This window comes from Methanoregula sp. UBA64, from assembly GCF_002502735.1.
Taxonomy (GTDB): Archaea; Halobacteriota; Methanomicrobia; order Methanomicrobiales; family Methanospirillaceae; genus Methanoregula.
On the sequence record NZ_DAQC01000005.1, the window covers coordinates 95,895 to 115,651 of the forward strand.

The 19,757-nt window shown below is 59.9% G+C and carries 17 protein-coding genes and 1 tRNA gene; 7 read left to right on the top strand and 11 right to left on the bottom strand.

Annotated features, from left to right (window positions below; translation table 11 throughout):
* The first annotated feature begins 16 nt into the window (after positions 1-16).
* On the top strand, positions 17-2,434 hold the full coding sequence (locus BP758_RS08110; RefSeq protein WP_292370370.1) for a CDC48 family AAA ATPase: 2,418 nt from the start codon (positions 17-19) through the stop codon (positions 2,432-2,434).
* Positions 2,435-2,585: 151 nt separating this feature from the next.
* On the opposite strand, the gene BP758_RS08115 is transcribed toward BP758_RS08110, so the two are convergent.
* The 5 genes from BP758_RS08115 to BP758_RS12320 all read right to left on the bottom strand — a co-directional run bounded on the left by BP758_RS08115 (position 2,586) and on the right by BP758_RS12320 (position 7,483).
* Positions 2,586-3,917: a Fic family protein gene (locus BP758_RS08115; protein ID WP_292370371.1), complete on the bottom strand. Its 1,332-nt coding sequence runs from the start codon at positions 3,915-3,917 to the stop codon at positions 2,586-2,588.
* 225 nt (positions 3,918-4,142) lie between these two features.
* The gene (locus tag BP758_RS08120) at positions 4,143-4,460 is read right to left on the bottom strand and encodes a hypothetical protein (RefSeq protein WP_292370372.1); all 318 of its coding nucleotides are present in this window, start codon (positions 4,458-4,460) and stop codon (positions 4,143-4,145) included.
* 952 nt (positions 4,461-5,412) lie between these two features.
* Positions 5,413-5,742, bottom strand: coding sequence for a 4a-hydroxytetrahydrobiopterin dehydratase (locus BP758_RS08125; RefSeq protein WP_292370373.1), 330 nt, complete (start codon positions 5,740-5,742; stop codon positions 5,413-5,415).
* A gap of 48 nt (positions 5,743-5,790) precedes the next feature.
* A complete protein-coding gene (locus BP758_RS08130; protein WP_292370374.1) occupies positions 5,791-7,365 on the bottom strand; it encodes a sodium:solute symporter family protein in 1,575 nt (524 codons plus the stop codon).
* Positions 7,355-7,483, bottom strand: a complete 129-nt coding sequence (locus tag BP758_RS12320; RefSeq protein ID WP_349680504.1) for a symporter small accessory protein — start codon at positions 7,481-7,483, stop codon at positions 7,355-7,357. Before BP758_RS12320 ends, BP758_RS08130 begins: the two co-directional genes overlap by 11 nt.
* 236 nt (positions 7,484-7,719) lie before the next feature.
* Between BP758_RS12320 and BP758_RS08135 the strand changes: the two genes are divergently transcribed.
* Genes BP758_RS08135 through BP758_RS08145 form a run of 3 tightly spaced genes read left to right on the top strand, consistent with a single transcriptional unit; the run spans position 7,720 to position 10,585 of the window.
* Positions 7,720-9,900: a DEAD/DEAH box helicase gene (locus BP758_RS08135; protein ID WP_292370375.1), complete on the top strand. Its 2,181-nt coding sequence runs from the start codon at positions 7,720-7,722 to the stop codon at positions 9,898-9,900.
* Between the two features lie 32 nt (positions 9,901-9,932).
* Entirely contained in the window at positions 9,933-10,367 is a 435-nt protein-coding gene (locus BP758_RS08140) for a cupredoxin domain-containing protein (protein WP_292370376.1), read from the top strand.
* Positions 10,368-10,414: 47 nt separating this feature from the next.
* Positions 10,415-10,585: a hypothetical protein gene (locus tag BP758_RS08145; protein ID WP_292370377.1), complete on the top strand. Its 171-nt coding sequence runs from the start codon at positions 10,415-10,417 to the stop codon at positions 10,583-10,585.
* Between the two features lie 62 nt (positions 10,586-10,647).
* Here the strand turns inward: BP758_RS08145 and BP758_RS08150 are convergent, their stop codons facing one another.
* From BP758_RS08150 to BP758_RS08175, 6 genes are all read right to left on the bottom strand, one after another.
* Positions 10,648-10,851, bottom strand: a complete 204-nt coding sequence (locus BP758_RS08150; RefSeq protein WP_292370378.1) for a hypothetical protein — start codon at positions 10,849-10,851, stop codon at positions 10,648-10,650.
* Positions 10,852-11,091: 240 nt separating this feature from the next.
* A tRNA-Ser gene (locus BP758_RS08155) sits at positions 11,092-11,176 on the bottom strand.
* A gap of 96 nt (positions 11,177-11,272) precedes the next feature.
* Positions 11,273-12,871, bottom strand: coding sequence for a thermosome subunit alpha (gene thsA, locus BP758_RS08160; protein WP_292370379.1), 1,599 nt, complete (start codon positions 12,869-12,871; stop codon positions 11,273-11,275).
* An 84-nt stretch (positions 12,872-12,955) separates the two neighbouring features.
* The gene (locus tag BP758_RS08165) at positions 12,956-13,564 is read right to left on the bottom strand and encodes an orotate phosphoribosyltransferase-like protein (RefSeq protein WP_292370380.1); all 609 of its coding nucleotides are present in this window, start codon (positions 13,562-13,564) and stop codon (positions 12,956-12,958) included.
* Between the two features lie 22 nt (positions 13,565-13,586).
* On the bottom strand, positions 13,587-14,051 hold the full coding sequence (locus BP758_RS08170) for an NOB1 family endonuclease (RefSeq protein ID WP_292370381.1): 465 nt from the start codon (positions 14,049-14,051) through the stop codon (positions 13,587-13,589).
* A 45-nt stretch (positions 14,052-14,096) separates the two neighbouring features.
* Positions 14,097-14,942 carry a ribose-phosphate diphosphokinase gene (locus BP758_RS08175; protein ID WP_292370382.1) on the bottom strand — a complete coding sequence of 282 codons (846 nt, stop codon included), beginning with the start codon at positions 14,940-14,942 and terminating at the stop codon, positions 14,097-14,099.
* A gap of 216 nt (positions 14,943-15,158) precedes the next feature.
* On the opposite strand from BP758_RS08175, the gene lonB reads away from it, so the two are divergent.
* The 3 genes from lonB to BP758_RS08190 are packed head-to-tail and all read left to right on the top strand — an operon-like array spanning position 15,159 to position 19,757.
* Complete coding sequence (gene lonB / locus BP758_RS08180; RefSeq protein ID WP_292370383.1) at positions 15,159-17,144, top strand: ATP-dependent protease LonB; 1,986 nt, start codon at positions 15,159-15,161, stop codon at positions 17,142-17,144.
* Positions 17,141-18,481 (top strand): TldD/PmbA family protein, encoded by a 1,341-nt coding sequence (locus BP758_RS08185; RefSeq protein WP_292370384.1) that lies wholly within the window; start codon positions 17,141-17,143, stop codon positions 18,479-18,481. Before lonB ends, BP758_RS08185 begins: the two co-directional genes overlap by 4 nt.
* On the top strand, positions 18,468-19,757 hold the full coding sequence (locus tag BP758_RS08190; protein ID WP_292370385.1) for a TldD/PmbA family protein: 1,290 nt from the start codon (positions 18,468-18,470) through the stop codon (positions 19,755-19,757). Before BP758_RS08185 ends, BP758_RS08190 begins: the two co-directional genes overlap by 14 nt.

Here is a 19,757-nt window from a genome sequence, read left to right on the forward strand (position 1 = left end):
TATGACTTTTAAGGTAATGGCTGAAGTGCAACTGCGGGTCGATTCCGCATACCCCGGCGATCAGGGCGGGGGCAAGGCGCGGCTCGATCCTGAAACCATGCTTCATTTAAAGATCTCCCCGGGGGATCTCGTGGTTATCGAAGGAAAGCGCCGGACGGTTGCAAAGGTCTGGCGGTCCCTTGTCGAGGACTGGAACCAGCACAAGATCCGGATCGATAATTTTACCCGGACGAACGCCGGCGTTGCCATCGGCGAGCCGGTCAAAGTCTCCACGATCACCGATGAGGTCGAGGCAAAACGGGTAGTCCTTGCCCCGCCCGAGGACCTCCCGAAAAAGATCCCGATCGCGAACAATCCGCACGTGGTCAACGGCCTGATCGATTTTCCCGTGGTGAAAAACGACTCGATCCCGATCATGCTCGGCCTGCCGTTTGTCCAGCCGCAGATCGTGGCCTTCAAGGTGGTGGAGATCGAGCCCGAAGAGGCCGTGATCATCACGAAAAACACCACGGTCGAGTTCTCCGACAAGCCGGCCGCGGGATTCGAGGGAGTGAAACGCTTCTCGTACGAGGATATCGGCGGCTTAAAGGACGAGCTCCAGCGGCTCCGCGAGACGATCGAGCTCCCGCTCCGGCACCCCGAACTCTTCCAGAAGCTCGGGATCGAACCGCCCAAGGGCGTACTCCTCTACGGCCCGCCCGGGACAGGAAAGACGCTGATTGCAAAGGCCGTTGCAAGCGAGAGCGGTGCGCACTTCATCTCGATTGCCGGCCCCGAGGTTATCTCGAAATATTACGGCGAGAGCGAACAGCGCCTCAGGGAGGTCTTTGAGGAGGCCCGCGAGAACGCGCCCTCGATCGTCTTTATCGACGAGCTCGACTCGATTGCGCCCCGGCGCGAGGAAGTGACAGGAGAAGTCGAGCGCCGGGTCGTAGCCCAGCTGTTGACCATGATGGACGGCCTCGAAGAGAGGGGACAGGTCGTTGTGATCGGCGCCACGAACCGGGTGGACGCGATCGATGCCGCCCTGCGCCGGCCCGGCCGGTTCGACCGGGAGATCGAGATCGGCGTGCCCGGCGAACCGGACCGGATCGAGATTTTGAAGATCCACACCCGGGGGATGCCGCTTGCCGATGATGTGAGCCTCGATATCCTCTCCCAGCAGACCCACGGGTTCGTGGGCGCAGACCTTGCGGCCCTTGCCCGCGAGGCAGCTATCCGCGCCCTGCGCCGGTACCTGCCCGAGCTCGACCTGGACAAGGCCGAGATCGACCAGGAGACGCTCGACAAGCTCAAGGTCTTTGCCGCGGACTTCCGGAGCGCCCAGCGCGACGTTGGCCCGAGCGCGATGCGGGAAGTGATGCTCGAGGTCTCGCACGTGAAATGGGAAACGGTCGGCGGCCTCGAATCGGCAAAGGTCGAGGTCAAGGAGGCCGTCGAGTACCCGCTGACCCAGCGGGAGCGCTTCGAGAACCTGGGGATAGAACCGCCTAAGGGCGTGCTCCTCTACGGCCCGCCCGGGACAGGAAAGACGCTGATTGCAAAGGCTGTTGCAAGCGAGAGCGGCGCAAACTTCATCCCGGTCCGGGGCCCGCAGCTCCTCTCGAAGTGGGTCGGGGAGAGCGAGCGGGCGGTCCGCGAGATCTTCCGCAAGGCCCGGCAGGTCTCGCCGTCGATCATCTTCTTTGACGAGATCGATGCGCTCGCCCCTGCCCGGGGAAGCAGCAACGATTCGCACGTGATCGACAATGTGCTCAACCAGATCCTCACCGAGATGGACGGCCTCGAAGAGCTAAAAGATGTCGTGGTGATGGGCGCAACAAACCGCCCCGATATCGTTGACCCGGCGCTTCTGCGGGCCGGCCGGTTCGACCGGCTGGTGTACATCGGGGAGCCGACCGCAGCGGACCGGAAAAAGATCATCGGCATCCACACGCAGTACATGCCGCTCGAAGGCTCGAGTCTCGAAGAGATCGTGGACCTGACAGAAGGCTATACCGAGGACATGCTTGCCGAGCTCACCGAAAAGCTCGGGAAGGACAAAGCAGTCTCTGCCGAAGAGATCCGGGCCGCGATTCCGCCGGCAAAGGATAAGGGCGCGGGGATCGCGAAAGGCGCCCGGCGCCGGCGCATCGTCGACATCCTGCACGACAAGAACCTGACCTTCACCGACCCGGCCCGGGAAAAGATCCATACCGTCCTCTCGGATATGACCGCCGGGTTTGTCGGGGCCGATCTCGAATCCCTCTGCCGCGAAGCGGGCATGCTCGCCCTTCGCGAGGGAGCGGCATTTGTGGGCGAGAAGCATTTCCTCGATGCCCAGAAGAAGGTCCACCCGACCATGAACGACAATCTCCGGGATTACTACGGCAAGATCCAGCAGCACTTCAAGGGCGGCCTGCCGCAGAAAGTGCAGCCGCCGGAGTACCAGTAATTTTTTTTCATTTTTTATCTCCGTTTTTTGTAATTATTCCCCGGGCATCCGGTGCGTGATGGCCTGAGGTTTTTTCCTGCGGTTCTGGTTGCCGGTGTGCGTTGTTAGTGATGACAACGACCGCAGGTCTCTCCCGGGCGGGCAGCGGGAATCATTGCCGTGTCTCCTTTTGGTATGTGAATACCTGCCGCTTACCGTCAAGATATTTTTTCAGTTTTCCCTTTCCTTCCAGAAGGATGAGATCGGATCTCGCCGTAGGTAACGATACTTTGTACTTCCCGGCAATCTCACTGATCGTATACGGTCGTGACGGGTGACGGATAAAATCCCGGAGGATCTCAGCCTGGCGGAACGAGAGATCGGGAATCCGTTCGACCAGCTGGAGCGATTCTGCCTCCTCCTCCTTCTTGCGGATGAGATACTGCCGGAGGTCTTCCAGCGCCCTGCTGATGATATGGATATTGAAATCGATGAAGTAGGTCATATCGTTGCCATCGGTCTCCGTCAGCTGGTACGCATGGGAATACTGCGCCGGGGCATGAACGAAGATGCGCGAGATCGAGATGTACTCCAGCAGATCGTAGTGGTGCTTGAGGGCGTACCAATAAAAAAGCGCTCTTGCGGTTCTCCCATTGCCATCAACGAATGGGTGGATATACCCGATGAGGAAGTGAAGGATGATCGCCTTTACGATAGGATGGATGAACTCGTCATCCTCGTTTGCAAATGTGCAGAGATCTTCGATCATTGCCGGAATTTTTTCACAATCCGGCGGATAATGAAAGATCTTTGTCGGATCGGCCCTGCTTCCCACCACGATATCGTTGCAGGTACGGAACAATACTTCGTCCCTTTCGCTCTCCAGGGTTCCCAGGGTAATTGCCATATGGATTTCGATGAGGAGCTCAGGTGACAGGGGTTTATCCCGCAACTCTTTGAGCCGGAGTATCGTCATATAGTTGTTGACGATCATCCGTTCCGAGGTATCCTTCGGTTTCCTGCCTTCCCGAAGAATCTTCTTGGCTACTGGCCGGGTCGTGGCTGCCCCTTCAAGCTGACTGGATGCGATGGCCTCCTCCATCAGGGAGTTGATGAGGTACTGCTGCTTGTTTGCGTCGCTGGGGAACTCCCCGAAGAGCCGGTCGAACGACGCGGGGGATGCCTTGTCGATGAGGTGAAGTTGTTTATGGAAGTTTTCCGGAATATAGAACGGGAATTTCTCGTCATCGATCTGGATTTCGCGGTACTTCGTGCTGCGGATGGTGCGTAGGACAAACCAGAATGCGATAGGGTCGAACGGGATTTTCTTCCGGCGCAGATCGTCCCAGTGAATGTACTCAAGCTCGTTATATTTCCGGATCAGTTTCCGGATTTCCGCGGATTCTTCGTTTTTCTGGTTTACTCTGGCGGCCAGATCATTGTACTTTTCAAGATAATCCGACCACATCCTGCCAACATCCGGTGGCTTCTGAGGTTTTTTCATCCCGCACCCGAACTACCACGTATCTGTCAGAACCTGTAAATTTTTGTAAAATTTTCAGGTATTTACAGATTGATTGGTGCGGGGGAACAAAAAGGTTCTGTCACGATGAACGACAATCTCCGGGACTACTACGGCAAGATCCAGCAGCACTTCAAGGGCGGTCTGCCGCAGAAAGTGCAGCCGCCGGAGTATCAGTAATTTTTTTCTTTTTTGTAAAATCCGAAATTACCTGATAGTCCGGGGCCTGACGCTCTGCACGGGTCTCATCTCATGCTCCGGGTTGCACCATGCAAAATGCCGGCAGCCTATGCAGGAGGATCGGACGGACCGGGTACAGTTGTCGGGGAACGGGTCCGGGGTTGCGGCCGGATCGTAGCGCTCGTTTTTCCGGCGCACAAAGGAACCGTCGGGTTTCATCTCGTAATTATACCGGCTGCTGCACATGCCGTATTCCATATTGAGCATGCAGTAGCCTTCGACCGTGATGTAGTTCCAGGAATGGACCGACGGGTAATTGTCCCGGGAACGGTTCCGCGTTTTCATTGCCGGATCATTTTTTAAAAGAAGGGTCAAGGGGTTTGTGGTTGAACGCAAGACCCGGCTCCCTTACAATAGCCTGCACAACAAGGAATGAATGAAAGGAGGGTTTCCCGGCATCTCCCGGACCACATCATACCGGCCTGTTTTGTCTCATTTTTCAACGGACTCTCATTTCACGTCGGAGAAGTGCCGGTTTTGGGCGGATGCATTTAGCCGCGTTCTTTTGGCCGATCCAGGGGTCGCAAGGGTGATTGGATGTGGCAAAAATACCCCCTGCTGCAGGGGCATGGTGACCCGTTATCGGGCATCGAAAGCGGGCGGATTTCGGCAAACCGGGCTCAAATCGGAGGTATTTTTCCACGCGAACCGAAACGGGGCAGTTTTGTGGGGTTTCCCGGACAGGGGCGGAACCGGAAAATAGGAATCCGAGGCCGATTCGGGCGTATTTCAGATACGGTTTTTCAAGCAGCAGTACGATCCGGATGTTGTGCACCCCGGTAAAAGCGTCCTGCAAAAACCCCGGCCTCGTTCCACGGCTAAAAAATTTCCCGTCCCATTGATCTAACCTCCGCCATCCCCCCAATATAAATACGGACCTCCCCCCACAGAAGATCAGGGAAAAGAAGGTCCGGGAACATCCGTACGAAACCTGCACGGAAACGCCGGCGGATCGGGTACGCGAGGAAAAATCCCGCGTCCCGCATCGCCGCTTCCCCTCACCCCATGATGCCAGCCTTCGTGCGGGTCCCCGGGCCTCTTTTTTTATTCCCGAAAAAAACGCATTTGCACTGTCCGGTGCCGGGATGAGAGAGGGCTTCCCGGCCCGGTACCCTTACGCCCGTTCAATTTTGCCACACACCGGTGACCGCAGGCCCGGGCATCGCCGCTTACCGCTACCTGCATAGCCTGGCAGAGAATGTGCCGGAAACATCCGGCAAAAAAAAAGATCCGGGATTTACTCCGGCTGTTTCGCGTTGATCTTTGCCGCCATGATGAAATCGTTTAACGTGAGCCCGCCGGCCGGGTAGGTATAGAGGCCGACTTCCACGAACTTTCCTTCGCGCAGCGCAAGGTCCGGGATATGTCCTTCCTCGGTCGACATCACGATCAGGTCGTTGATAAACGCAATCGACGCCTCGCTGTCGTCAAACTCGAACGTGCGTTTCAGGTGGCCGTCAAAAAGCGCCCAGCCGGGCACTTCCTTTATGAGCTCGACCGTGTCTTTCCGGGTAATCGGCGGCGTACCGGGCTTGTAGGTCGAGCACTTCTTTTGCGCGAGTTCCATACTAATGCGTCGGCCCCGTAACCAAAAAAGGTTTCTTATAAAAGGGGGTTACCCGGCCGGTGCCGCAGCCTCAGGTACTCCGCAGTTCCCGTAATACTTCTGGAGCACCACCATCACCACGAGCGAGACGGGCAGCGCAATCACGAGCGGGTCGATCACCGACCAGGGCAGCGGCAGGAGCGACGGCACGCCAAAGAGCGCCTGGCAGATCCCGAGCGGCTTTGCCTCTGCCGTGTGGACAAACGCGGTCCACAAGAACCAGACCGCAGCTCCCGAGACCATGCTTGCGATTGCAGCTCTTGTTGACGGGACTTTCGCATAGATCCCGACCGCAAACGCCGGCAGGAACGCGGCGGCGCACAGGCCCATGAACATCGCGGTGGCCCGGGCGATAATCGAGACCGGGAGCGCAAACGCGAGCGCCGTCGAGACCGCCATCATCAGGACGATCCCGATCTGGTTGTTTTTGAGCGAGAGGGCGCAGGCTTTTCCCCGGCCCCAGATATCGCAGATAAGCGCCGTGCCCATCGCATGGTAGAGCGAGGAGAGCGTTGACATCGCCGCGGCAAGGAGCGTGAGCATGAAGATCGCCACGAAAATATCGGGCATTGCCTCGTTGATAAACAGCGGCATGATCGCGTCCACGTTCCCGCCGGCCGCCGTGATCGCGATCTGGCCCGAGTGCTCGTAGAAGTACACGTTCGTGAGCGCCCCGACCGTGAAGGCAACGCCGGTCATCATCAGGATAAAGATCCCGCCGATCAGCACCGCCCGGTTGAGCGAGCGGTCGTCTTTGGCGGTCATGAACCGGACCACGAGCTGCGGCTGGGCGAGCACCCCGATACCGACCCCGAGCACGATCGTGGTCACGAGCGTGTACCAGATAGGCGACCCAAGCGCCGGCATCGCGGTCCAGCCGGTCATTCCCTGCGCCCCGAGGGCCGCGGGTACGAGATCGGCCATGTTCGTGAGCGCCGCATTTCCCGCGGTCACGCCCCCGACCACGAGGTATGTCAGCACGAGCAGCACCGTCATCCCGATAAACATGATCGTGCCCTGGAATGCGTCGGTGTACATCACGGCAATGAGCCCGCCGAAGATCACGTACACGGCCGTGATGAGCGCAAAGATCAGGAGGGCCGAGGTGTAGCTGATACCGATCGTGGGCTCGATGAACCGGGCCCCCCCGATCAAAATCGCCGCGGTATAGAGCGGCATCGAGATCACGATGATAAACCCGCTGATATACTGGAGGAGCGGGGAGCGGTAGATCTTGCACATCAGGTCCGGGAAAGTCACGGCAGAGAGGCGCTGGCCGATCTCCCGGGTCTTTTTCCCGAAGAAGACAAACGCGAGCAGGATGCCGATGCCGATGTTTAAGACGGTGAGCCAGATGAGCCCCATCCCGAGGTTGGCCGCCTGGCCGCCAAAACCGATGATAGCAGAGGTCGAGATGAAGGTCGCCCCGTACGAGAGCGCGATTACCGCCGGGTGGCTGCACCTTCCCGCCACGAGATAATCCTCGGGGCTCTTTGTCTTCCGGTACGCATAGTAGGCAATGACAAACGTAATGGCAAGGTAGACGACCACGAGCGCGGTCATCGTGACCGGGTCAACTGCCACCGGTTTCCCCTCCCTTGTTCCAGTTTACTATTCCGTACACGATACACGCCAGCGTAAAACCGATGGCAAGCCCATAGCCAATCCATATCTGAGGATCAGGAATCCCAAGAACGAGCATAGAATAAACCTCGGGTAACCTCTATGCAGGATACGATACGCGGGGAACCACGACTAAAACGGGTCCCCTACCTAAAACCGAAGAAAGCGATAAACCGGGCCGAGAATCTTTTGAACATGTCCCGTTGCACCGGCATAGTGTTACCGTCCGGTTTTATGGGAATGATCGTATATAACGATTATCATATCGATCTGCTGCCCTCCCGCCATTTCCCGGAAAAGGCCATAACGCGCTGAGTGCAACAGGGAAGTACTACGACGCCCTCGGTTTTTCCCGGTCTCCACGAGTCGCTCAAATCCGTGCTTGCAGAGCGGCTGGGCTGGACCGAGCTCCGCGAGGTACAGGAGCGGGCGTACCGGGCAATCGCCCAAAAAAACGATGTGCTCGTGCTCGCCCCGACCGCGGGGGGCAAGTCCGAGGCCGCGCTTATTCCGGTGGTCGACGATATTTTGAAATCCGGCGCACCGGGCGTTGCCTGCATCTACCTCTCGCCCTTAAAGGCGCTCATCAACGATCAGGAAGAGCGGATCGCGGCATTTGCCCGGCCCACCGGCCTCTCGCTTGCAAAATGGCACGGCGATGTCCCGAAAGGCGGCCGGGGCTGGAAGGAGAGCGAGGCCCCGCAGTTCCTGCTCATCACGCCCGAATCGCTCGAAGTGCTCCTGCACGAAAAGGATCTCCGTGCCGATCTCGCGAACCTGAGGTACGTGATCGCGGACGAGCTCCACGCGTTTGTCGAATCGGAGCGGGGCGTGCAGATGAAAGTCCTCCTTGACCGGCTCGACCGGATCGCACGACAACCGGTGCAGAGGATCGGCCTCTCGGCAACGGTAGGTAACCCGGAGGAAGTCCTTGCCTGGTTCTCGCCCGGCGCCAAAAAAAAGCAGGTGGTCGCGGTCCCGGCGCTGCCGGCAGAGAAACGGTTCCGGTTTGTGGTCGAGCCGGACCCGGCCCGGAGGATAGATGCCCTTGCCCGGCTCGTTGCCAAAAAAAAGGCGCTCGTCTTTGTCAACAGCCGGGCCGGTGCAGAGGAGATCGTGCAGCAGGCGGCGGGAATTATCCCCAACCTCTCCATCCACCACTCCTCGGTCTCTGCAGCCAAAAAAAAGGAGGCGGAGGCGGCCTTCCACAGCGACGACGGCGCCTGTATAGTCTGCACGAGCACGCTCGAACTGGGGATCGATATCGGGGACCTCGACATCGTGGTGCAGGCCGGGCCGCCGGACTCGGTCTCATCGTTTTTGCAGAGGATGGGCCGGGCGGGCCGGAGGGACCGGCCGGCGAATGTCGCGTGGCTCCTCTCGGATCCAAGGGAACTGCTCACCAGCTGCGCCATCCTCGAATGCGCGAGAGAAAAACAGGTCGAGCCGCTCGTTCCCTTACAAAAACCGTATGCCGTGCTCGTCCAGCAGCTCTTCCTGTATGTGGCCGCTGCAAAGCGGGCGGGCCGGGGAACGCTCGCCCGCGACCTCCTCGCGCTCCCCGCGTTTGCCGGGATTACCGGAGACGAGTTCGACCGGATCCTCGCGTACCTCACGGAGGGGGGATACCTCGACGCCGATGGCGACATCATCCTTCCCGGCCCGGCCCTGGAGCGGGAGTTCGGCCGCTCGAATTACCGGGACCTGTACTCGGTGATCGCCGGCGGGGGCGAGTACCGGGCGGTGACGCCCGAGGGCGAGCCGGTCGGGATGGTGGACGCCCGGTTTGCCCGCCGGGAGAACCCGGGGGACTTTGCCCTTGGCGGCTCGACCTGGTCGGTGGTCAAGTGCGACGAGAGCCACGGCCTTGTGGTCGTGGTCCCGGGCGGTGGCGGCACCCGGTCGGGGAGGATCTTTACTTCCCCGGGCGAAGAGGCATCGCTCTCGCCGGTGATTGCCGGAGCCGTCCAGCGGATTGCCGCCCGCGGTGCGAGCACGCTCCCGCTCGGGGAGGCAGAGCAGGAGATCCTTGCCGCGGCGCTCCATAACTTCCCGGAAGGTCTCCCAGCCGCCGGCCTTGCCCTCCGCGAGGAGAAAGGAACTGCCGGCAAAGCCGTGGTCGTGTACTCGTTCCACGGCAGCCGGTTCAACCGGGTGCTCGCGTATCTCCTCCGGGGCCGGCTAAAAAAAACCGAGGTGCGGTACGATGACGAGCGGGTCAGGGTCTTCCGGGCCGGAAAAGAGGGAGCCACCGGACGGGTGGCAGACGCGATCCGGGAGATTGCGGCCGCCCCGCCCGGAGAGGCCGGCGCATTCCTGCCCCTGCCGGCCCCTGCGGCATCCAAGTTTGCCCGCTGCCTGCCCGAGGACCTTATCCGCAGGCAGGCGCTCGCGGACTACTACCGGCTCGATGGCTGCCTTGCGATCCTTGGATCCGGGCCGGTGACCGTGCTTCCCGGCCCGGATCAGTTTAAGAGGACCGATCGCGTAACATAAAAACAACAACCGTTACAAAGAGGAACTGTATCATGAAGGCATATCCCGTTCTTGCACTTCTTGCTGCCTGCCTCATCCTCGTTGCAGGATGCACGCAGAGCGCAGCGCCGGCACAGCCGGCCACGGCCACTGCCACGCCCGCGGACCAGGTCACGGCAACCTACACCTACACGCTGGCAAAGACCCCGACAACCACGCCGGTCTCGGTCTCCGATAACACGATCATCATAAAGGACATGGCATTTACCCCGGACACGATTACCGTAAAGGCCGGTTCGATCGTCCGCTGGGTCAACAAGGACAGCATTACGCATTCTGTCGTGTTCTCCAAGGAATCCAAGATCAACCCGTCGGGAGTCCTGAGGAATGGCGAAGGGTTCTCGGTCCGGTTCTATGACGCCGGTACCTTCCCCTACAATTGCGGCCTCCACCCGGAGATGACCGGCACGGTGATCGTGACGCAATAATGTTAGCGGAGATCACGTTTTATCCCGTTTTCGGGAAACCCCTCATCATGTACCTGGGGATCCTGACGCTTACCGGGTTCCTCTGCACCGCAGGCATTGCCGTTGCGAACCGGCACGGCATCCGCACCATCCCCTTTGCCTGGCATCCCCGGCTCGCCGTCTTCTCCATTGCGTGTGCGGTGATCCACGGGACGCTCGGCATCCTGTTATTTTTCTAAAAACGGGCGTTTTTATTGAGGGAGATCCCGGGGAACAGCCGGCTAAAAAAGGTATGGGCCGATCAGTACCCGGCAATCCGGAGCAGCGCACCGACAAGGATCCCGAACATCGAAGAGGATGCCGAGATCATGCCGAGCAGGATGTAGCCTGCGACAATGCCGATCTTGAGCGGTGTGTAGGTCCGGTTGATATTGAGGCGCCGTACCGTACGGAACGATTTGACCTCTCCCGAGATCGCAGGCTTGTTCTTCTTGATCCTCAGCATCGTCCGATCACCCCAAAAAATGGTGGGGAACACTATCCAGTTACGATATACTACGTACAGGTGATATTTAGGATTTTGTATAATGGAAGGATAGATACCGAAAGTTTCCCGGACGGTATGCGATTTCCTGCGGTCTCCCCCGCATAACCCGTTTTTACCCGCCGTGCCGGCGCCCGGAACTGGCCCGGGCTATCGGGCAGAAATCATTTGAAAAACGACCGGTCGTTTGCCGGCTGATAACGCCGAGGGGGAGATTTGAACTCCCGAGGCGCAGGGCGCCAGTAGCTTTCGAGGCTACCGCCTTCCCGGGCTAGACTACCTCGGCACTCGCTCAATCATGTTCTTTTCGATCCCACTAAAAGTTACCTATCAAAAATGCCGGGATCGCTCCGGGTAAAAAAAAGGACTATGGTATTTTTTGTTATGCCATCGGCGGCATGCCGGCCGGGGCCTTGGACTGGGTGATCATCATGTCGTCGACCCGGATCAGCATGATCGCGGTCTCGGAAGCGCTCTCGATCGACTGGCGCTTGGAGCGGAGCGGCTCGAGCACGCCCTCGGCGTGCATGTCGATGACCTGGCCGTTATAGACATTGAGGCCGGCGGTCTTCTTGCCCTTGGCGTGGGCGTTCTTGAGCTCGACGAGCTTGTCGATCGGGTTGTAGCCCGAGTTCTCGGCAAGCGTGCGGGGGATGACTTCGAATGCCGTTGCATATCCCTCGATGGCGAGCTGGACCCGGCCTCCGACCGTCTCGGCATAGTTGCGGATCTTCATTAAGAGCTCGGTCTCGACCGCACCGCCGCCGACCACGTACGTGCCGTCCTCAATGGCGTCCATAATCACGCTGGTGCCGTCCACTACTGCCCGTTCGAGTTCGTCGAGCAGGTAGTCGCTCGTGCCGCGGAGCAGGATGGTGGTTGCCTTCGGGTTCTTGCAGCCGGAGATTCTCGTGATGTCGATATCGTTGTCTTCCTCAACGGTTTCCGCGGTGCCGAGGTCCTTTGCCGTAAGGTCCTCGGGCTTGTTCACGATATTTGCGTGGAGTGCCCGGGCCGCGTACTTCATGTCCTTCTCGGGAACATCCTCGACAGCGTAGATCCCGTTCTTTGCAAGGAAGAACTGGACTGCATCCGAGATACCCTTCTGGCAGAGCACCACGTTTGCACCGGCGGCCACGATGGCGTCGGCGAGCCGCTTTAAGGTCTCGCGCTCCTGTTCGGAGAATGCAGCGATCTGGTCGGCGGTGGTGATCTTGATCTTGGCCTTTACCTGGGTCTTGGTGATTTCAAGCGGCGTTGCAATCAGGGCGACCTTTGCCTTCGTGACCTTCTTTGGCATGCCCTCGTTCACGCGCTTCTTGTCAAGGACAATGCCCCTGATGAGCTCTGCATCGTCCATGGCCTGGCCCTTCTGCTTCTTGATGAGAACATCGTCCTCGTCCGCGAGGTACTTGCCGTTCTGCTTCTCTGCAATCGTCATGACCGCATCGACAATGATGCCGTCGAGTTTCTTCTTGACGGACTCAATGGACTTGCCGGTGATCGAGGTGTCGGCGATCTTGAGCATGGTCTTGCGGTCCGTGGGGTCGACCTTGAACGAGAGTGACTTCGTGATCTCGAGCGCTTTTTCCATGCCGAGCCGGTAGCCCTGGGCGATCACGGTCGGGTGGATACCCTGTTCGAGCAGCTTCTCGGCCTGCTCCATGAGCGAGCCGGCAATGACGACCGCGGTCGTGGTGCCGTCGCCGACTTCATCGTCCTGGGTCTTTGCGACCTCGATGACCATCTTCGCACCGGGGTGCTGGACCGAGATCTCCTGTAAAATCGTCGCGCCGTCGTTCGTGATCACAATGTCGCCGGTGGATCCCACGAGCATCTTGTCCATGCCCCGGGGGCCAAGCGTTGTCCGCACGGCACCTGCAATTGCCTTTGCGGCCATAATGTTCGAGCGCTGGGCTTCCTTGCCGGTGTTGCGCTCCACATTGTCTTTTAGGATGATAATCGGTTGACCAGATAACATAGATGATCCTCTAATGCTGTAAAAGGTGGAATTGAACTTCTATATAAAAATGATCTAGTGAAGTTCCGGTAAAAAAGGAATGTTTCAGTCTATACGGGATATCTTGAAGAGCGAGTACAAGGGCACGCCATCAATGTCCCGGATGCCGCGCTTGTCGAAGATCACCCAGATGGCAACGGGCGTTGCCCCGTGTTTCTTTAAGTACTTCACGACTTCCCGCATCGTGTTCCCCGAGGTGATCACATCGTCTACGATAATGCAGCGCTCGTCTGCAATCTGCGCAAAGTTCCCGCTGATCGAGCCGACCGGGTGCTCGCTTGCGTTCTGTTTTGCCGGGTGGTAGATCGCGAGTTTTGCCGCCTCCTGTACGGAGATCACGGTTGCGAGCGGGATTCCCGAGAGGGCGATCCCCACGATCACGTCCGCTGCCGGGGACTCGTCCGTTTTCTGTGCCGAATAGTACCGGTTGAGGAGCATCTGGGCGATGCCATCGAGGAGCGGCGCCTGGCTGCTCACCGCGGTCCAGTCGATGTGGACATCCTTTGTGGGAGCGGCGGCCCCTCCCTTTGCCTGGGTCAAAAGCCAGGTCACCGTCTCCATGGAGAGCGATAGTTCGTCTGCAATCTGGCCGGGGCTGTGCCCTTCGGATAACAGCACTTTGGCCCGGGCAATCAGATCGTCAAGGGAAGACATAGAAAAGAAGATTTGTGGTAATCTATTTAAGTTTTCGTCTGATGGCCGCGCCGCAGACCGGGCATTCCCCGCCGGGCATCTCCGTCTTGTAGTACCGCCCGCACCCGCTGCACCGGTACTTCCATGCCACCGGTTTTGCGGCCCGCTGCCGGAGCGGCTGCACCGGGATTTTTAGGGCCGCAGCCACGTTCTGGATCGCAAAGTCGTCGGTGAAGATCGTAGCGCCAAGGCCGAGCGCCAGCGCGAGCAGATCGCAGTCGGTGGCAGAGATCACGGAAACGTCGCCGGTCTTTTGTGCCGCCTCTTTTACCCGGGCAAGGTCGCCCTTCTCCGGCGCCTGCACCGCAAGGCCGGCGGAAACGAGCAGGTCGAACCGGCACTTGCTTTTCAGGTCAACAAGTTCGTCCACGACCGATGGCGTGGTGTAGCACTCCCCGTCCGCCGGGTAATCCAGAAAAAAGACTGAGGAATCAAGCACGCATTTCATTGAGGTGACCGTTCTTGCCCGGGCAGGGAAAAATCCCCCGCTCTTTTAGTGTTTCAGTGCCGCTGCAATGCAGGGAGCCGCCGAGATCCGGCTGCACCCCCGCTCGATCGTGTCGCTGCAGAAGATCTCGCGGATGCCGCTCACCTTTAAGTGGGAGTACGCCCCGCCGATCAGGACGCCGTGCACGCAGGCCGCGTACACGTCCGTTGCCCCCTGCTCGTACAGCATGCCCGCGGCGGTCGCGATCGTGCCGCCGGTCGAGATGATATCGTCAACGATCACGACCGGCCGGGACTTCGACGAGATCTCCTTTGGTGCCATCTTCACCTCGGTACCCGAGATCCGGGTCTTGTCCAGGTAATCGCAGTCCCACCCGCCGGCCGAGGCCACGCCCTGTGCAAACGAAAGAGCCCCGTCGTCGGGAGAGAGGATCAGCGGATTGTCGAGGCCGAGGGTCTTTATGTATGCCCCGACCTCCTTTCCCACCGAGATGTTTCTGGTCGGCACGCCGAAATATTTCAGCACGTCCGGCTCGTGGATGTTGACCGTGGTGCAGTCCGCAAGGTTGTGCTTAAAGAGCCGGGCAATGGCACGGGCGCTGATCGGTTCCCCGTCCTTAAACTTCTTGTCCTGCCGGGCATAGGCCATATAGGGCAGCACAAGGTGGTTCTTCGATCCCTCGCAGGCATCGATTAACAGGAGCAGCTGGACCAGCGCATTGTTATCGGTCACGCTCCCGACAATCACCATCTCGTCATCGGGCGTGGCCGCTGCAAGGTAGAGCTCCCCGTCGGGGAACTGGGAAAATTTCACATCCACGATACCGGTGCCGAGGGCCCCGGCAATGCGCGAAGCAAGAACCTGGGATCTTTCCGTGCTGATGACTTTCATGGTACCATTACCCGAACCGGAAGCCGTTAGTGGGGCTGCTGACCGTTTCCTGCCGTACTATTGTTCCCTGCTTGATAGTAGAATTTTTGCATGAAAAAACCGGCCGTTCCTCCCGGCTTTGCATACGCTACAAACTACTTAAACTATCATGCGTCAAAATATATGGAAAATCCACGTATACAGACACTCCACGGGTTGTAGTGAGGAAAATTTCCAATGGAAAACACGGATCAAACAGTACCGGTGCAGGATGAAAAGGCTCATGTGAGCCCGGCGCCGGAGCCTGCAGCAGGGCAGGCAGCCGCAGCACCTGAAGCGGCACAGCCGGCAGTGCCGGTGGTTGAGGGAGCGTCCTCACAGATCGAGGTCCCGGCAAAACTGATCGATCAGGTCATCGGCCAGGAACGTGCGGTCGAAGTCATCAAGAAGGCCGCCACCCAGCGCCGGCATGTCATGATGATCGGAAGCCCGGGCACGGGCAAGTCGATGCTCGCAAAAGCCATGGCCCAGCTCCTGCCAAAAGAGGAGCTCCAGGACATCCTGGTCTATCCGAACTCCGACGACCCCAACAACCCGATCATCCGGACCGTTGCTGCGGGCCGGGGCAAGCAGATCGTTGCCGCCCACAAGGCCGAGGCGAAAAAGAAGATCCAGTTCCGCAACACGCTGCTGTTGATCCTCATCATCGGTATCATCGGGTACGCGTTCATCACCTACCAGTGGCTGATGGGTGTTATCGCCGCAGCATTCGTTTTCCTCGCCCTGCGCTATACCACGCCCCGCGAAGAGGCGATGGTCCCCAAGCTCCTCGTGTCGAACGATACGAAAAGCGCCGCACCCTTTATCGATGCAACCGGTTCGCACGCGGGAGCGCTCCTCGGCGATGTCCGGCACGACCCGTTCCAGAGCGGCGGCCTTGAGACCCCCGCCCACGACCGGGTAGAAGGCGGCGCCATCCACCGTTCGAACGGCGGCGTCCTCTTCATCGACGAGATCAATACGCTCGACCCGCACTCCCAGCAGAACCTGCTCACCGCTCTCCAGGAAGGGGAGTTCCCCATCACCGGCCAGAGCGAGCGTTCGAGCGGCGCCATGGTCCGGACCGAGCCGGTTCCCTGCAAGTTCGTGATGGTCGCGGCCGGCAACCTCGATGCGATCCAGGGCATGCACCCGGCGCTCCGGTCCCGTATCCGCGGGTACGGGTACGAGGTCTACATGGCCGACAGCATGGAGGACACGCCCGAGAACCGGGAGAAGTACGTCCGCTTCATTGCCCAGGAAGTAAAAAACGACGGCAAGATCCCGCACTTCGACAAGACGGCAATCGACGAGATCATCCGCGAAGCCCGCCGGCGCTCGAACCGGAAAGGCCACCTTACCTTAAAGCTCCGCGACATGGGCGGGCTCATCCGTGTCGCGGGCGATATCGCCCGGCAGGAAGGGGCAACGCTCACCACCGCCGCCCACGTGATCACCGCAAAGAAGACCGCCCGTTCGATCGAGGACCAGGTCTCCGATGAAGTGACCCGGCACCTCCGCGAGTACGAGATGACCGTGGTCGAAGGCACCCGGGTCGGCCGGGTCAACGGCCTTGCGGTCACCGGCAGCGATGCCGGCTCGGTCCTCCCCATCATGGCGGAAGTGACCCCGGCAATCGGGAAGGCCGGCGGCGAAGTGATCGCAACCGGTCTCTTAAAGGAGATCGCCCAGGAATCGATCAAGAACGTCAGTGCGATCTTAAAGAAATTCACCGGCCGCGATGTCAAGAACATCGATATCCACATCCAGTTCATCGGCACCTACATGGGTGTCGAGGGAGATTCGGCATCGGTCAGTGTCGCGACGGCGGTTATCAGCGCCATCGAAGGGATCCCGGTCCGGCAGGACCTTGCCATGACCGGCTCCCTCTCGGTCCGGGGCGACGTGCTCCCGGTCGGCGGCGTGACCTACAAGATCGAGGCCGCGGTAAAAGCCGGCATCAGGACCGTGCTCATCCCGCGGATGAACCTCAACGATGTCTTAATCGAGGAGCAGTACAAGCCCCTTGTCACCATCGTCCCGGTCGATACCATCGACGAGGTGCTCAAGTACGCCCTTGTCCCGGAGAACATGGACGGGTTCCTCGCCAAGCTCAAGCAGATGGCGGCCCGGTCAACGGCGATGTTTGCCGAACCGGCGTCGGTCAATAAGACGGCAGCATGACCGAGATACCCGGGATCCGGTATTACGATGTCCGGCAGGTAACGGGCGAGACCACCCACATCGATATCGACAAGGGTGTGATCGAGTCCGCCGGCGTCTCCTTTTTTAAAAAAGCCGTTGTCCGGGTTCTCGGGCCACACGGCTGGGGAATCGTCGAGACCGACAAGCCCGAAGAGCTTACCGGGAAAAAATTCGAGACGCTCCTTGCATCCGGCCTGCGCCTTGCGCAGCTGACCGGGGATCCTGTCAGCCTTGCGGACGTTTCCCGCACGATCCTTCCCGTTCCCAAAGTAAAGGAGGACTGCCGGGAGATCGGCCTCGAAGAGAAGGCCGCACTGCTCGGCAAAATCGAGAAGGCGGCAGACCTTCCGCAGATATCGAGCCGGCGGGCGAACTATCTCGAACGGATCGAGACCGTCCGCTTTTTTGACAGCTCCGGCAGCGGGTATTCGTTTGAGTCCTGCCGCTCGGGGTTTGCGGTTGTTGCCGTTGCATCGAGAAACGGCGACAGCCAGATGGCCTACGAGCCCGACCGGACCATCCACGGGTTCAACCTCCGGCACAAGGAAGAGGCCGGGCGCAAAGCAGCCGGGCTGGCGCTCTCCCTGCTCGATGCAAAAGCAGCCAAAGGCGGGATCATGCATGCGATCCTCGACCCGGAGCTTGCCGGCGTCCTTGCCCACGAGGCGGTCGGCCATGCCTGCGAAGGAGATCTCGTTGAAGAGGGCAATTCCGTCCTGAAAGGCCGGACTGGCGAACAAATCGGGGATTCGCGGCTCACCATCGTGGACGACCCGTCGCTGTATGAGTTCGGCTTCGAACCGATCGATGCCGAAGGCGTTGCCGTGGGCCGGACCGAGCTCATCAAAAACGGCCGGGTAAACGCATTCCTCCACAACCGGGAGACGCTTGCCGCAGTGGGGCACGGACTGGCCGGCCATGCCCGGGCCATGCCCGGCGAACCGCCGCTCGTGCGGATGAGCAACACGTTTGTCGAGGCCGGCGATGCCTCGGACGATGAGATCTTTGCCGAATGCAGGAACGGGATCTTCCTTGCCGGAAGCCGGGGCGGCCAGGTAGACACGGGCCGGGGAGTATTCCAGTTCAACGCGGAGTACGGCTACCTGATAGAGAACGGCGAGAAGACACAGATGGTGCGTGACGTCTCCCTCTCGGGCGAAATCCTCAAAACGCTCCACGGGGTTGCCCTGTGCGGGAAGAAGCGGGAGATGCATGCGGGATACTGCGGGAAAGGCGGGCAGAGCGTGCCGGTGAGCGACGGGGCGCCGCTCGTTTTCCTGCACAATGCGGTGGTGGGCGGCAGTGGCGTGGATTGAAGAGCTCTTACAGGCAGGAAAAACAAAAGCGGACGAGGTGGAGGTGTTCCTGGCAGGCGGCACGTCCGTATCGGCGGATCTCAAAAAAACCCGCATCAGCCTCTGCACCTCGGCAATTGAGAGCGGCATTGGCATCCGCACGATAAAGGACGGCAGGATCGGGATATCGAGCACGAACGATCCCGGCCAGTGGAAGGCCTGCCTCGATGCAGCGATCGCGAGCGGCCGGCTCGCAACAAAGAGCGAATGGCACGGCCTCCCGGATCCGGCCGATCTTTCCCGGGCCGACCTGACCTTCGATCCCGGGCTGGAAGTCGGTCCCGGGATCGCAGAACGCCTTGTTCGGGAGATGCTCGAAGGGGCGGCAGAACACCCGCGGGCAGCGGTCACCTCCGGCGGCGCCGGGGTCATGTACAGCGAGGTCACGATCGCAAACAGCCGCGGCGTCCGGTACACCTCGCGCCAGACCGAGGTTTCGGCAGCGCTCGATGCAGTCTGCGGCCAGTCAACGGGCTACGAGTTCGATGCGGCCGGATCGGCCGGCGCGATCGATGCCCGCCGGGTCGGGGAGCGGGCCGCAGCGCTTGCCGAGCGGTCAAAAGACGGGAAGAAGATCGCAACCGGCACCTACGATGTCGTCCTCTCGCCCATGGCGTTTGCCGATCTGCTCTCGGGCATCCTCGTCCCGTCGCTCTCGGGGCGGAACGTGCTCCAGGGCCGCTCGAAGCTGGCAGGAAAGATCGGAGAAGAGGTCGCATCCCCGCTCGTCTCCCTGTACGACGACCCGCACCGGGCCGGTGCTCTGGGGAGCACGTGGTTCGATGCCGAGGGTACGCCCACGCACCGGCTCGATTTTGTAAAAGACGGCGTCCTTGCCGGGTTTGCCTACGATTGCCGGACCGCGTACCGGGCCGGGACGGCTTCTACCGGCAGCGCAGTCCGCGGCGGCCCGGGCGGTTCGCCTGCCATCGGCCACCACAATTTCGTTGTCGATGGGAAGAGGAGCGATCTGTACGATGCACCGGGCGTCTATGTCCACGGAGTCGTAGGAGCCCATACCGCAAACACCTTAACCGGCGATTTCTCGGTGGAGATGTCGAACGCGTTTACCATCCGGGACGGCGACCTGGCAGAGCCGGTCAGGAGCGCCATGCTTGCCGGGAACTTCTTCGATCTCATGCGGTCCGTTGCAGCGCTCGGGAAGGAGAGCCGGGCAATCGGGTCGTACATCCTGCCCCCGGTAAGGATTAAGAACGTCCGGGTCGTTGGTACGTAA

Coding starts and splice junctions, on each gene's coding strand:
- BP758_RS08110 (WP_292370370.1), top strand. CDS start 17: ATGGCTGAAGTGCAACTGCGGGTCGATTCCGCATACCCCGGCGATCAG.
- BP758_RS08115 (WP_292370371.1), bottom strand. CDS start 3,917: ATGAAAAAACCTCAGAAGCCACCGGATGTTGGCAGGATGTGGTCGGAT.
- BP758_RS08120 (WP_292370372.1), bottom strand. CDS start 4,460: ATGAAAACGCGGAACCGTTCCCGGGACAATTACCCGTCGGTCCATTCC.
- BP758_RS08125 (WP_292370373.1), bottom strand. CDS start 5,742: ATGGAACTCGCGCAAAAGAAGTGCTCGACCTACAAGCCCGGTACGCCG.
- BP758_RS12320 (WP_349680504.1), bottom strand. CDS start 7,483: ATGCTCGTTCTTGGGATTCCTGATCCTCAGATATGGATTGGCTATGGG.
- BP758_RS08140 (WP_292370376.1), top strand. CDS start 9,933: ATGAAGGCATATCCCGTTCTTGCACTTCTTGCTGCCTGCCTCATCCTC.
- BP758_RS08145 (WP_292370377.1), top strand. CDS start 10,415: ATGTACCTGGGGATCCTGACGCTTACCGGGTTCCTCTGCACCGCAGGC.
- BP758_RS08150 (WP_292370378.1), bottom strand. CDS start 10,851: ATGCTGAGGATCAAGAAGAACAAGCCTGCGATCTCGGGAGAGGTCAAA.
- thsA (WP_292370379.1), bottom strand. CDS start 12,871: ATGTTATCTGGTCAACCGATTATCATCCTAAAAGACAATGTGGAGCGC.
- BP758_RS08165 (WP_292370380.1), bottom strand. CDS start 13,564: ATGTCTTCCCTTGACGATCTGATTGCCCGGGCCAAAGTGCTGTTATCC.
- BP758_RS08170 (WP_292370381.1), bottom strand. CDS start 14,051: ATGAAATGCGTGCTTGATTCCTCAGTCTTTTTTCTGGATTACCCGGCG.
- BP758_RS08175 (WP_292370382.1), bottom strand. CDS start 14,942: ATGAAAGTCATCAGCACGGAAAGATCCCAGGTTCTTGCTTCGCGCATT.
- lonB (WP_292370383.1), top strand. CDS start 15,159: ATGGAAAACACGGATCAAACAGTACCGGTGCAGGATGAAAAGGCTCAT.
- BP758_RS08185 (WP_292370384.1), top strand. CDS start 17,141: ATGACCGAGATACCCGGGATCCGGTATTACGATGTCCGGCAGGTAACG.